Genomic DNA, 12,555 nt, shown 5'->3' on the forward strand with positions numbered 1-12,555 from the left:
TGATCCATTTTCTTGCGCTTGCGACAGCGCAGTTATTTAGTCCATCACAGCTGCGTGGTCATTTCCACCGGAATTCTGAGCCGTGCGCAGCAACAAGAGGAGGGGGGCGACTGCCAAGGTCAGGACCATCATCAGTTTGAAGTCATCGATATAGCTGATGACGGCGGCCTGCTGCTGAACCAGCTGGTCCAGAGCCGCGCGCCCGCCTGCTGTCCACGGGCTCAGGTAGTGCAACACGGTACTATTGTGGAACGCCGGATTCGTGGCGGTGACATGGGCGCCAATGGTCGCGTGATTGATCTGGTTGTTGCGCACCAGCAGATAGGAAAGAACCGATATGCCGATGCTCGAGCCGATGTTACGCGACAGATTGTAGAGGCCGGTGGCGTCGCCACGCTGCTCAGGCGAGATCGTGGCGAAAGTCACGACCGAGAGCGGGACAAAGAGAAAGCCGAGGCCGGCGCCCTGCACGAAGCCAGTTACGATCACCGTCCATTGCGAGACGGCTGGTGTCCATCCGCTCATGTCGTACATCGCCCAGGCGGTGAGCAACAGGCCGGTCAGGAGCAACAGCCTGATATCAACCTTGCCGACAAGGCGACCGACCACGAACATGCAGAGCATGGTGCCCAGGCCACGGGGGCCCATCACGAGGCCGGCGGTCACCACCGGATACCCCATGAGGGTCTGCAGATAGGGCGTCATCAGCGACATCGAGGCGTAGTAGGTGAGGCCGACAACGAAGATATACAGCATGCCCAGCGTAAAATTGCGGTCGAGGAAGAGGCGCGGATTGACGAACGAGCCGGTTTTGACCGTAAACGTGTGAACCAGGAAGATATAGAACGCCGCGGCGCAGACGGTTGCTTCAAAGACGATCTCGAAGGACGAGAACCAGTCGAGCTGCGAGCCGCGATCGAGAAAGACCTGTAAGGCAGCAATGGCGATACTTAGGCTGCCAAAGCCAATCCAGTCGAGCTTGGTCTGCGCATTGGCCTTGGTTTCGCTGATGAAGAACCAGACGCCGGCCAGCGCCATAATGCCGATCGGCAAATTGATATAAAACACCCAGCGCCAGCTGATGTTTTCCGTCAACCAGCCGCCGATCACCGGGCCAAGCACGGGGCCGACCATGACCGAAACACCAAACAGTGCCATCGCCGAACCGCGCTCTTCCTCCGAATAGATATCGAGCAGGATCGATTGCGATATGGGGACCAGCGCCGCACCGAAGAAACCTTGCAGCAGACGGGCGCCGACGATCTGAAACAGCGATTGCGACATGCCGCACAGCATGGACGCAATGACGAAGCCGGCGATGGCCACCATCAGAACGTTTTTGCGGCCGAACCGGCTGGCGAGAAAGCCCGACGGCGGGGTCATGATCGCCGCAGCAACGATATAGGAGGTCAGCACCCAGTTGATCTGGTCGGCGCTCGCCGACACGCTGCCTTGCATATAGGGCAGGGCCACGTTGGCAATGGTGGTGTCCAGAGCCTGCATCACCACCGAGAGGATCAAGCACGCCGTGATCGCCGCGCGGTTGGCAATGGGCGCGCTGGCGGCGGCGCTAGCCATTGCTCGCTCCTGTCGACGTGTGGAACCAGCTGGTCAAGAAATTCGGCAGGCCACGGCTATGGCCGGTTTCGACATTGACTTGGACGCTCATGCCAATGCGCAGGGGCGGTGCATCGGCCGGCGTTTCGATACGTATACGCATGGGAATGCGCTGGACGACCTTGACCCAGTTACCGCTGGTATTTTCCGCCGGCAGCAGCGAGAAGCTCGCGGCCGAAGCTGGGCTGATGCTGTCGACCGTGCCGGTCCATGTTTTGCCCGGATAGGTGTCGACATCGACCGTCACCTTCTGGCCGGGCTGCACATAGGTCAGCTCGGTTTCTTTCGGATTGGCTGTGACCCAGACGTGGTCGGTGGAGACGATGTTGAAGGCTGTCGTCGCGGCAGTCAGATATTGGCCGGGTTGCAGCGAAGGAACGTTGGTGACGATCCCGTTGAACGGCGCATGCACGACCGTGTGAGCGAGCTGCCGGGCGGCTTCGTCACGGGCCGCCAAGGCTTCCTTGTAGCTGGGCAGGGTCTCGACCTGTGCATCGGGCGTGTCGTTTAGATTGGCGGCAACACCAGCGAGCTGTTGCTGCAGAGAAGCAAGCTTCTGCTGCGAAGTCTGTAAGGTGTTGCGAGAGGCATCGAAAGTCGCCCGGGGCGTGAAGCTGTTGGTCAGCAGTTGCTGCTGGCGGTTAAAATTGGCTGTGTTGAAGTCGACGTCTTTCTTCGCCTGTTCCACCTGCGCTTGCAGATCGCGATAATTAGTCTGCAAGGCGTGCAGATTGTTGCGCGTCATATCGAGTTGCGCCTGCGTGCGGTCCAAGGCCAGTTTGAACTGCTGGTCGTCGAGCTTGAAGAGAATGTCGTTCTTGGCGACTTTCTGATTGTCGTGCACGGTCACTTCGCGGACGATGCCGGAAACGTCGGTGGTGATGCCGACGGTGTCGGCCTGCACATAGGCGTTGTCCGTCGACATGGTGGCGCCGCCGGTGACGTAGAAATAGCCGCCGGCGACAAGCATCACGGGGAGAAGGGCGAACAGTACGCGCCGCGTCATTGAACCTTTCGGCGCTTCGGTCTCTTTGACAGGAGGTTCTTCAGCCGGAGGTGGAGTGGCAGGCATCAGATCATCCGGCCGTGCTTTGGTTTCCGGCGGCGTGATCTCGTCGGTTACAGGTCCAGGCGCGGTATGAGCGGTGCGCAGCTGGCGAATATTGGTGATTTCGGCCGTGGTTTGGTCGCTGGAATCGAGGCCCGTCGTAGACATGGAAAGTCCCTTTATTTCTTTTTCCAGGCCGACCACTGGCAACCCTTAATCGTGTCGGGTCGGTCCAATCCGTCCGAGCGCGGGTATGGCCGCAATGGCCCGCTCACTCGCTTCTGGCGAATTATCTTAGAACGATACCGTATCGTTTTGTTTTTTTCAAGGCAGAGGCTTAGCCATTGTGCATTGCGCTGGTGAATGCTTACATCTTAGAAATATCATAAATATCAGTGTATTGAGCGAAAGCTTCTTCCTCGGCTTGACAGATTGCGATGTGATATTTCACCTTCATTTCAGAATCGCTCGATGTGGAAGGTTGCAAGCCTCCCGGCGTGCAGGAGTGTCAGATGAGTTTTTCGGACCGTGATTTCCGCAATGCGCTGGGCCTGTTTGGCACTGGCGTGGCCATCGTCACCGCCGAGGTCGAGGGCACTTTGCTCGGCACCACGGTGAGTTCCTTCAACTCAGTGTCGCTGGCACCGCCGTTGGTTCTGTTCAGCTTGGCGCGTTCGGCGATGGCGCATGGCCTGTGGACGAAAGCCAGTGCATTCGCCGTGACGGTGCTGCGCGAGGATCAAAACGAATTGTCGAATCGTTTCGCGCGCGGCGGGTCCGACAAATGGGCTGGCATTACGCCGGCGCGCAGCGATACGGGCACGCCTTATATCGCTGATGGCTTGGTCAGCTTCTTTTGCGACACCCAGGTCATTCATGAAGGTGGCGACCACGACATCGTTGTCGGTCGCGTAACCTCATTCCGGTGCAATGAAGGATCGCCGTTGTTGTTTTTCAGCGGACGCTATCGCCGGCTGCAAACCGATCAGCCGATCGAAACGCCGGCCGATGCGGATCTATGGCTGCACGGCTGGTGAGATCAGGCCAAATGAGTTGAAGACTAGCCGCGTGCCTCTCGTTTGCGGCGGCGCACTTTGGCCAGCGCTTCGTCTGAATTGAGAATGAGCTGGCGGGCCACTTGTCTAGCGGTTTCCAGCGCTGCCGGGTCGATGCCTTCGAACAAAGTGTCGTTCACCAGGCGGACCAACGGCGCCACATGGGCGATGGCTTGTTCGCCGTCTGGCGACAGCGATACATGCACACTGCGTCGGTCCGAAACATTCTGCCGCTTCACCAGCAGGCCTTTGCGTTCGAGCCGGCCGACTTCAGTGGTGACATGGGTGGAGGCGAGGGCGACATGCTCGGCCAGTTCCTTGATCGTGACACCTTCGGCGTTCTGGCGATAGGCAACGCCCATCAATACGGCGAACTGGCTTGCTGTCAGTGACAGGTCGTTGCCAAAAGCGTCGCGGCAGGAGAGCAGGCGGCCGGTGCATTGGACCATCGCATAGATGCTCTCGCGGAAAAGCCGGTCGGAGCCGTTGCGCAGATAGTCGTTGCGCGAAATGGTGAGCGGCGGCTTGTAGGCTTTGACGGACATTTTCTCTCGTTTCAGCACAGTGCAGCCGGGCAGGCTGCCCAAATCGATCACATCCCTCGCAGAGAGCAAGGCACAGTGATCAATGACTGAGTCTTAGGGAAACGCGCAACACCGATTGACACCTACAAAATGTAGCTATATTTTGTAGCTATATTTTGTAGCTATATTTTGTAGCTATTATGACGTAGCCAGACGCTTGGGGCCGCTCGTGCTTCCCCGCGGAGGCCAACAAACAACAAGCAGATGGAGACGAGACATGAATGCGAATGCAGCCGGCCAGCTGAAACAGCAGGCCAAGCTCGCCACCGCGATACCGCTGCGCAGCGGTGAAAGTTTCCTCTCGGATCTGAAGGCGAGCAAGCGCACCATTTTCGTCGAAGGCGAGCGCGTGAGCGATCCGGCCAATCATCCGGCTTTCCGCAACGGCGCGCGCACCGTGGCCCGTCTCTTCGACTATGCTGCGGCGCCTGAGAATCGCGAGCGTATGACCTACATTTCGCCAGACACCGGCGCTCCGGTCTGGCGCTGCTTTCAAATTCCGAAAACCCATGCAGATCTGCGCGCCAAGCGTTTGGCGGCGGAAGGCTGGGCCGAGCAGACCTTCGGCCTGATGGGACGCACGCCCGATCATGTCGCTAATTTCTTTGCCGGCTACGCAGCCAAGCCGGCGTTCTTCGCTCGCGGTGGTCAGCAGTTCGCCGACAATGTGGTGAATTTTTATAAGCACATCCGCGACGAGCATAAATATGTGGCCTATGCGATCGTGCCGCCGCAGATCGACCGCAGCAAGCCAGCGCATCAGCAAAGCGATCCGACGCTCTATGCCGGTGTCGTCAAGGAAACAGATGCGGGCATTATCGTGCGCGGCGGCCAGCAGCTCGCCACCGGCGCGGTCTTCGCCGACTATTTGCAATTGAGCTGTATTCATCCGCTGCGGGCAGGCGACGAGAATTATGCGATCAGCGTCGCGCTGCCGCTCGATGCGCCGGGCGTGAAACTGTTTTCGCGCCGCGCCTTTCCGTTGCAGGCAACGAGCGCCGAAGATTATCCGCTCACCAGCCGCTTCGATGAGACAGACTGTTTTGTTGTGCTCGACGACGTGTTCATTCCCTGGGAGCGGGTGTTCATCTATCGCAACACCGAGCTTTGTTTTGGCCAATGGTGGCAGACGCCATCGCATTCCTACGGCAATCACCAGGCGCAGGCCCGCTATGCCACCAAGCTGCGCTTTCTGCTGGGCCTTGCCAAGCGCATGAACGAAGCGACGGGTAACGATGCCGCGCCGCCGGTTCAGGCCGAGATGGGCGAACTGGCTGCCTATGCGTCGATCGTCGATCACATGCTGCATTCGCATGAAATCGATGCGCCGATCGATGAGGATGGCGTTCTCTGGCCGTCCAAGACAGCGCTTTATGCGGTGATGGCGCTCCAGTCGCAGATCAATCCGCATATGATCGATATCGTGCGCGAACTTACGGGCGCGGCCATGATCACGCTGCCGTCTTCCGCCAAGGATTTCGACAATCCGGAAGCACAGCCCGATCTCGATCGTTATTTCGTCTCTGGCAATATGAGCGCGCGCGATCGTGTGCGTTTGATGCGGTTGGCGTGGGATTTCATCGGTTCCGAGTTCGGCAATCGTCACCAGCAGTATGAGAAGTTCTACGGCGGCGCGTCTTACTTGGTGAAGATGAATATGTTCCGCGCTTATGACTTCCCGCGCGCCGGACGGTTGGTTGACGCGGCGCTCGCGCTGCCTGCGCTCGACGCGTGATGTTGACGCGGGCCCTTCTCATGGCCCGGTCTTTGCAACGCTGGCGATGGCATCATGTGCCATCGCCGACGCAAGTCGCTCTGGGGCCGCGGCGAGTGTCGATCTGCTTCGCGACAAGAAATTCTTTTCAGGGAATGGGGGCGTAGATGAGTGTTGATAATTCCATTCAGTCCGGTTCAATGCGTGCTGCAACGGTCTCGATGACCGACGCAACGGACGTGAAGCCCACCAAAAAGCGTTGGGCGATCGCCTTTATTCTCTTCCTCGCTGTTCTCTCCGCTTTCTTCGATCGCATCAGTGTCGCGGTCCTGTTCACCAACACCGATTTTCAGAACGCCATGGGCACGGGTTTCAACCCAACCTTGCTCGGCCTTCTGATGACATCTTTCGTTTTCGCTTATGGCTGCTCTGGTGTGCTGCTGAGTTTTGTCGGCGACATTTACGGCTTGCGCCGTTCACTGGCGATTGGCACCGCCTGTTGGGGCGTGTTGATGGCGCTGATGGGTGGTGCCGGTTCATTCACCGCCATGCTCACCTTGCGCATTCTGCTCGGCGTCGCCGAAGGCCCGCAATTTTCCATCACCAATTCGCTGGTGAAGCGCTGGTTTCCGCGACGCGAACAGGCGCGGGCCAATTCGATCTGGATGGTCGGCAGCCCACTTGGTTCTGCCATCGGCTTTCCGCTGATGATCTATCTGGAAACCGTCTACGGCTGGCGCACGGCTTTCTATCTGCTGGCCGCGCTCAATCTGGCGGTCATCCTGCCGCTGGTTCTATTTGTGTTGCGCGATGCACCGACGATGGCGCCGGTACCAAAGCCGGTGGCGCAGGCTCAGCCCGAAGCGCAATCGTCCTATCTGTCCCAGGTCGGTTTGTTCTGCCGCGATTGGCGCTTCTGGATGCTGGTGATCTTCAATTCGGCGGCGCTGATCTATCTTTGGGGTCTCAACAGCTGGCTGCCGAGCTATTTGATCCGTGAACGTGGCTTCGATCCGCGGCAGACTGGTTTCTATTCCTTCCTGCCGTTCTTCATGATGTTTCTCGGTGAGGTGCTGGCGGCAATTTTGTCGGATCGGCTTGGCCGGCGCGCCATTGTCTGTTTCGTCGGCCTCTTCATGGCGGGCATCTCGATGTATGCGGTCTCGGTCGTCTCCGATGCGCAGAGGGCGGCTCTGCTCATCGCTGTCAGCGCCTTCTTCTGGGGCGCCGCGCTGCCGCCGCTCTTCGCCTTGTCGCTGCAGATCTTGCCGCCTCGGGCGATCGCTTCAGGTGTCGGCATGTTCAACGGCATCGGCAACATCATCGGCGCGCTTTCGCCCCTGGTAATGGGCATGTTGATCGCCTCGACTGGCACGTTCAATGCCGGCCTGATGGTCTTGGTCGGCGCGACGCTGCTCGGCTCCTTGGCGATGCTGCCGCTGGTGCGCCGCTACTAAGCAAAACGCACGGTGGACGGATCAGATGATCGCGTCCGCCGTGCGTAATTCGTTATGCAAGCGCCGCTTTGATGGCGCGAGCGACGGGGCATTCGGGCGCCAATGGCCCGCGCGGCAGCAAAGGTGGTTGAGCGAGAAAGCGCGGCTCATGTCCATATGAGGTTGCGCCGCATGCACGAGGAAGGGGTGGCGGAGGTAAACTGTCCCAGTTTCACCCGTCGCCAGAACGATTTGCCGATGAGCAGAAGACTCAAAGCCATCGGCTGCGAGCTCGTGTAAAGTCAGCCCTTCATCCCCGGTTAGGGCCAATCGCCGTGCGATATCGCGGTGAGAGCCAAGACGTATGCGCGTCGGAGCGGCATTCTCACCGACATCGGAGAACAGGAACAGCATCAATAGGGCACGGCCCCTGGATGAAAGATTGACGCGCCAGGACATGAAGTCGGCGCTGTCTTCGAAGCCAAAGCTCACATCGACGTGCCAGCCCGTATCGCCTGGGTCGTCATGTGAGGGAAAACGTATGGGAAATGTGCCCATGCTTCGGCACGGCAGCCACTGCCCTGGGCCGATGAGTTGATCGAAAGCCTGGTGCAGGGTCGGCATGTTGGCCGCACGCAGGAATGGTTGCTGGCCGTACATGCCGAGGCGCACTACGGGTTTCGTCCACGTCTCCCGTCGGTCGGGATCACAGCCGGTGTCGCGCCAGAGTAAAGCGCGTGCCTCTTCGGCGACGGGGCGGGGGAAAGCGTCGTCGATGCGGATAAAGCCATCGGCGATGAATTGCTCAACCTGCATCTCGCTGAGGGGAGGGGCGACGTGTTTGTTGGTCATGATTTTTGCTCCGGATGCGCCGGTCATTTTTGGCGACGTTGGTACTGGCTTCCTCGGCGAGCCGCAGGCTCGCGGGGCGTCAGCGCAAGGGGAGGGAGAAGGAGAATATCATGATGGAGTCTTCTTAGCCGGACGAGTGGATTCTGGCTACGAAGCATCATTGCTGGACCGAATAACGGCTTCGCGCGGTAGTAATTTCCGATATTAGTATCTGAAATAACACCACAAATAGGCTCCATGAATTATTAGTTGACAATTTTTATGGACTAAATAGTTTTTATCTTATGTGAATGAGGTGAAGCCATGTCAGCACAGGTTCGGCGACCGGAAGAGATTGCGAGTGGTGGTGGGGTGCGGGAGTTCCGCGCCGATGTTCTGGTTCTAGGCGGCGGGCCGGCGGGGACTTGGGCAGCGATCAGCGCTGCTCAGCGTGGCGCCGGTGTCGTGCTCGCCGACAAAGGGTTCTGCGGCACGTCGGGCGCCACGGCCCCTTCCGGCACGGGCGTCTGGTATGTGCAGCCTGATGCGGCCAAGCGCGAAGCCGCCATGGCCTCGCGTGAAGTGCTTGGCGGCTATCTGCAGGATCGCCGCTGGATGGCGCGCACGCTCGACCAGACCTTTGACAACGTCGGTCAGCTCGCCCAGTGGGGCTATCCGTTCCGGGATGACGCGGCCGGCTTTCAGCGCTACGGCTCGGTGATGGGCCCAGAATATATGCGTCTGATGCGCAAGCGGACCAAGCAGGCTGGGGTCAAGATTCTCGATCATAGCCCGGCGCTTGAGCTGTTGCAGGACGAGGGCGGCGCGGTCGTCGGCGCGAGTGGTCTTTTTCAGCAATCGGGTGAGCGGTGGAATGTGCATGCTGGTGCGGTGGTGCTGGCCACAGGCGGTTGTGCCTTCCTTTCGAAAGCGCTGGGTTGCAATGTGCTCACCGGCGATGGTCTGCTGATGGGCGCCGAAGTGGGCGCCGAGCTATCGGGCATGGAATTCTCCAATGCTTACGCGATGTCGCTGGCCGAAGGTTCGGTGACGAAGACGCGTTTTTATGATTTCGCCGAATTCACGGACGCCAACGGCGATCCGATCCCCGGCGCGCAGTCGAAGGGCGGGCGTTCGATCATTGCGCGCTGGTTGATGAGCGGGCCGGTTTACGCACTTTTGAAAGATGTCGATGCGGCAACGCAGCAAGCAATGCGTCTGGCGCAGCCGAATTTCTTTCTGCCGCTTGATCGCTCCGGCATCAATCCGTTCACGGATCGTTTTCCGGTCACGTTGCGGCTCGAAGGTACGGTGCGCGGCACGGGTGGTCTGCGCCTTGTTGACGAGAGCTGCGCCACCAGCGTCGAAGGCCTCTATGCGGCTGGCGATGCGGCGACCCGCGAACTGATCTGCGGTGCTTTCACGGGTGGCGGCAGCCACAACGCAGCCTGGGCGATGTCGTCAGGTTATTGGGCCGGCGCGGGCGCCGCGAGCCATGGGCGGACGCGTCGGGTGCTGGGGCAGCCGACGAAGGTGATCAGAGCCGGCAAAGCTGCTCTCGTTGAGCAGGCCAAGCGCGCCTATGATCCCCTCGACGTGGTGCAGGCGGTGCAAGACGAAGTCTTCCCCTATGACCGGAACTACTTCCGCAGCGAACTCGGCCTGAAACATTCGCTCGAACGGCTCAACCGTTTGTGGGGCAAGGTAGAAGGCGCTGACCAAGCTAATGTTTTGAACGTGGTGCAGTCGCGCCAGGCCGCGGCCATGGTGGCGACAGCGCGCTGGATGTATCGCAGCGCCTTGGAACGCGATGAAAGCCGCGGCATGGCGCGTCGCGTCGATCGTCCGCAGCAGGATGCCGGGCCGCGCTATTATGTACGTTCGGGCGGTCTCTCCGACGTGTGGACACGGCGCGATTTGCAGCAGCCGGCCCGCGTTCTGGAGGCGGCCGAATGATTGAGGTGATCGACAAGGAGCGCTGCACCGGTTGCAATATTTGCGTGCACGCGTGTCCCACCAATGTGTTTGATACGACGGCGGATGTTCCCGTTATCGCGCGGCAGGCTGATTGTCAGACTTGCTACATGTGCGAGGCGTGGTGTCCGGAAGATGCGATGTATGTCGCGCCCAATGCGGACAGAGCTGTTGCTGTCGATCTCGCCGCACTTAAGGCCGGCAATGTCATTGGCAGCTACAGGCGCGCCATCGGTTGGTCGCGAAACGCATCGCCGGTCTGATTTTCTCTCGAAGCGCGGAGCGTTGATCGCTCGTCTACGTGCAACTCAATTTCGAGGTCTCATATGCCCAGATTTTTTCGTAAGTCGTTTGGTTTGGCGTTCATCGCCGCCATCGTTTCTATCATCTCGGTCAAAGCGGAAACGCTGCCTTCCGTTATTCGTCTGGCGGGGCCGGGGAATGCCGCTGGCCAGCCCTATGGCACCAATGTTCTCGGTGTCGTGCGCGCTAAGAAAGTCTTGGAAGAAGAGTTTAAGGCTGACGGCGTGAATATCGAATGGCAGTTTCCGCGCGGAACGGGACCAGCCATCAACGAGGCCTTCGCCAATGGCCAGCTTGATTTCGCGACTTACGGCAGCCTGCCCAGTATCGTTGGGCGTGGAGCGGGCCTGCGGACCAAGGCGATCGGCTCTTACGGTGTCGCACCGGTCTACGTGGTGGCGCGCAAGGATACGCCGATCGCGGGCATAGCCGATCTCAAGGATAAGAAAATTTCCCTGCAGCGCGGTACAATCTTTGAGTGGTCGCTCAACCGCATTCTGTCGACGACGAGCTTGAAGGAACGTGATTTGCAGATCTTTGATTTGCAGACCGCCGATCAAGTGTCGGCTTTCACCGCCGGCTATATCGACGCGGTCGTCGGTAACAACACCGTTCTCGATCTGGTCGATCGGGGGCTTGGCAAAGTGATCTATTCGACCAAGGGTACGCGGGATCCTGGTACGAGCTTCGGTGTCTTCACGGTCAGCGAGGATTTCGCCAAGAAATATCCTGAGACGACCCAGCGTGTCGTTACAGCCTTCACACGCGCGGCGCGTTTCGCTTCCGACGATGCCAATCGTAATGAGCTTTACGATATCTGGGCTCTCACTGGCACGCCGCGCGCGGCTTTCGTCAAAGACTACGGCGGAGACGATCTGCGCGAGCGCCTCAACCCGCTGCTAGATGAATATTTCGTCTCTAGCGTCAAGGACGGCGTTGATTTCACGCTCGGTGCCAAACTGGTGCGCAAGGGCTTCAAGCCGGAAGATTGGATCGATCGCTCCTATCTTGACAAGGCCATCAAGCAGCTTGGTTACGAAGGCTTCTGGTCGGCTTATGACGCGAACGGCAAACCGGCGAGCTGATCTCGCCTCGCGGCTGAACCCCTGTATCGATCAAGGTGTGACATGACTATCTTTGCCGAAGCCGGCCGTCGTCGACCTTCCTCCTCGTTTCAGTTTTCTGGGCGTGATGGCTTTGCTGCCGTCGGCGCAATCTATCGCCGTAGTCGTTGGCTCGGCGCTGTGGCTGTCGGGTTGGTTGTGCCCATCGCCATCCTGGCGCTCTGGTCGCTTGCTGTTCGGCTCGAACTGTTGGCACCGCAGATCCTGCCGGCACCATCTCTGGTCTGGACGACTCTGAGTGAGTTCCTGATTAGTGGTGATCTGCCTTATGAACTCGGGGTGAGCATGCTGCGTCTGGCCGCCGGCATTGCTATCGGCGCTGGTCTTGGGCTTGCGACAGGTGTTGCTCTGGGGCTCTCGCATCAAGCGGATGACTATCTTGGTGCCTCGGTGCGAGCCGTTTTTCTGGTGCCATCGCTCGGCTGGCTGCCGTTTTTCATGCTGATGTTCGGCATTGATGAAACATTGAAAGTGGTCCTCATTGCCAAGACATGCTTCCTGCCATTGATGGTTGGGCCCTATCACGCCATTAGGACGATGCCGTCGAAATATGATGATATCGCCCGCTGCCTGGAGCTCAAGCGCACCGACTATCTCCGCAAAATTCTTTTGCCGGCTCTGCTGCCCTCGATCGCCACGGGCTTGCGTCAGGCGGTGAGCAAGGGCTGGAAGGTACTAATCCTGGTCGAAATGATCTCGTCCGCCGCTGGCATCGGCTATCTGATGATGTGGGGCCGTAAATCTTTTCAGCTCGACGTGGTCTTCGCCACCATCCTCGTCATCGGCCTCGTTGGCTTGTTGTTTGATCGGGGCATCCTTTGGTTCGAACGGCGCACGGCCCAATGGTCGTTGCACGCGGCGGCGTGAAA

General features: G+C 59.2%; 10 protein-coding genes and 1 pseudogene. 7 read left to right on the plus strand and 4 right to left on the minus strand.

Annotated elements, in window-relative coordinates; translation table 11 throughout:
- Positions 1–36: 36 nt before the first annotated feature.
- Positions 37–1,578 (minus strand): DHA2 family efflux MFS transporter permease subunit, encoded by a 1,542-nt coding sequence (locus tag BLW50_RS01490; RefSeq protein WP_090696497.1) that lies wholly within the window; start codon positions 1,576–1,578, stop codon positions 37–39.
- Positions 1,571–2,833, minus strand: a complete 1,263-nt coding sequence (locus tag BLW50_RS01495) for an HlyD family secretion protein (protein WP_090708545.1) — start codon at positions 2,831–2,833, stop codon at positions 1,571–1,573. Before BLW50_RS01495 ends, BLW50_RS01490 begins: the two co-directional genes overlap by 8 nt.
- A gap of 344 nt (positions 2,834–3,177) precedes the next feature.
- On the opposite strand from BLW50_RS01495, the gene BLW50_RS01500 reads away from it, so the two are divergent.
- Positions 3,178–3,702: a flavin reductase family protein gene (locus BLW50_RS01500; RefSeq protein WP_090696500.1), complete on the plus strand. Its 525-nt coding sequence runs from the start codon at positions 3,178–3,180 to the stop codon at positions 3,700–3,702.
- Positions 3,703–3,725: 23 nt separating this feature from the next.
- Here the strand turns inward: BLW50_RS01500 and BLW50_RS01505 are convergent, their stop codons facing one another.
- Positions 3,726–4,265, minus strand: a complete 540-nt coding sequence (locus BLW50_RS01505; protein ID WP_139267417.1) for a MarR family winged helix-turn-helix transcriptional regulator — start codon at positions 4,263–4,265, stop codon at positions 3,726–3,728.
- Between the two features lie 256 nt (positions 4,266–4,521).
- Between BLW50_RS01505 and BLW50_RS01510 the strand changes: the two genes are divergently transcribed.
- Together BLW50_RS01510 and BLW50_RS01515 are read left to right on the plus strand one after the other, a co-directional pair.
- The gene (locus tag BLW50_RS01510) at positions 4,522–6,039 is read left to right on the plus strand and encodes a 4-hydroxyphenylacetate 3-hydroxylase family protein (protein WP_090696507.1); all 1,518 of its coding nucleotides are present in this window, start codon (positions 4,522–4,524) and stop codon (positions 6,037–6,039) included.
- Positions 6,040–6,185: 146 nt separating this feature from the next.
- On the plus strand, positions 6,186–7,475 hold the full coding sequence (locus tag BLW50_RS01515; RefSeq protein WP_090696509.1) for an MFS transporter: 1,290 nt from the start codon (positions 6,186–6,188) through the stop codon (positions 7,473–7,475).
- A 52-nt stretch (positions 7,476–7,527) separates the two neighbouring features.
- On the opposite strand, the pseudogene BLW50_RS01520 reads toward BLW50_RS01515, so the two are convergent.
- Positions 7,528–8,306 (minus strand): annotated as a pseudogene (locus BLW50_RS01520) (phytanoyl-CoA dioxygenase family protein).
- 303 nt (positions 8,307–8,609) lie between these two features.
- Here BLW50_RS01520 and BLW50_RS01525 point away from each other — a divergent pair.
- From BLW50_RS01525 to BLW50_RS01540, 4 genes are all read left to right on the plus strand, one after another.
- Positions 8,610–10,241 carry an FAD-dependent oxidoreductase gene (locus BLW50_RS01525; RefSeq protein ID WP_090696512.1) on the plus strand — a complete coding sequence of 544 codons (1,632 nt, stop codon included), beginning with the start codon at positions 8,610–8,612 and terminating at the stop codon, positions 10,239–10,241.
- Positions 10,238–10,522, plus strand: coding sequence for a 4Fe-4S dicluster domain-containing protein (locus BLW50_RS01530; protein WP_090696515.1), 285 nt, complete (start codon positions 10,238–10,240; stop codon positions 10,520–10,522). The genes BLW50_RS01525 and BLW50_RS01530 overlap by 4 nt, the downstream gene beginning before the upstream one ends.
- Before the next feature lie 63 nt (positions 10,523–10,585).
- Entirely contained in the window at positions 10,586–11,647 is a 1,062-nt protein-coding gene (locus BLW50_RS01535) for an ABC transporter substrate-binding protein (RefSeq protein WP_090696518.1), read from the plus strand.
- A 42-nt stretch (positions 11,648–11,689) separates the two neighbouring features.
- The gene (locus tag BLW50_RS01540; RefSeq protein ID WP_090696521.1) at positions 11,690–12,553 is read left to right on the plus strand and encodes an ABC transporter permease; all 864 of its coding nucleotides are present in this window, start codon (positions 11,690–11,692) and stop codon (positions 12,551–12,553) included.
- Positions 12,554–12,555 lie beyond the last annotated feature (2 nt).

The organism is Beijerinckia sp. 28-YEA-48 (assembly GCF_900104955.1).
Classification (GTDB): Bacteria; Pseudomonadota; Alphaproteobacteria; order Rhizobiales; family Beijerinckiaceae; genus Terripilifer.

What these genes read in the sequence shown, in the direction of transcription:
- BLW50_RS01540 (WP_090696521.1), top strand. Translation starts at nt 11,690, where the DNA reads ATGACTATCTTTGCCGAAGCCGGCCGTCGTCGACCTTCCTCCTCGTTT.
- BLW50_RS01510 (WP_090696507.1), top strand. Translation starts at nt 4,522, where the DNA reads ATGAATGCGAATGCAGCCGGCCAGCTGAAACAGCAGGCCAAGCTCGCC.
- BLW50_RS01505 (WP_139267417.1), bottom strand. Translation starts at nt 4,265, where the DNA reads ATGTCCGTCAAAGCCTACAAGCCGCCGCTCACCATTTCGCGCAACGAC.
- BLW50_RS01490 (WP_090696497.1), bottom strand. Translation starts at nt 1,578, where the DNA reads ATGGCTAGCGCCGCCGCCAGCGCGCCCATTGCCAACCGCGCGGCGATC.
- BLW50_RS01530 (WP_090696515.1), top strand. Translation starts at nt 10,238, where the DNA reads ATGATTGAGGTGATCGACAAGGAGCGCTGCACCGGTTGCAATATTTGC.
- BLW50_RS01535 (WP_090696518.1), top strand. Translation starts at nt 10,586, where the DNA reads ATGCCCAGATTTTTTCGTAAGTCGTTTGGTTTGGCGTTCATCGCCGCC.
- BLW50_RS01525 (WP_090696512.1), top strand. Translation starts at nt 8,610, where the DNA reads ATGTCAGCACAGGTTCGGCGACCGGAAGAGATTGCGAGTGGTGGTGGG.
- BLW50_RS01500 (WP_090696500.1), top strand. Translation starts at nt 3,178, where the DNA reads ATGAGTTTTTCGGACCGTGATTTCCGCAATGCGCTGGGCCTGTTTGGC.
- BLW50_RS01515 (WP_090696509.1), top strand. Translation starts at nt 6,186, where the DNA reads ATGAGTGTTGATAATTCCATTCAGTCCGGTTCAATGCGTGCTGCAACG.
- BLW50_RS01495 (WP_090708545.1), bottom strand. Translation starts at nt 2,833, where the DNA reads ATGTCTACGACGGGCCTCGATTCCAGCGACCAAACCACGGCCGAAATC.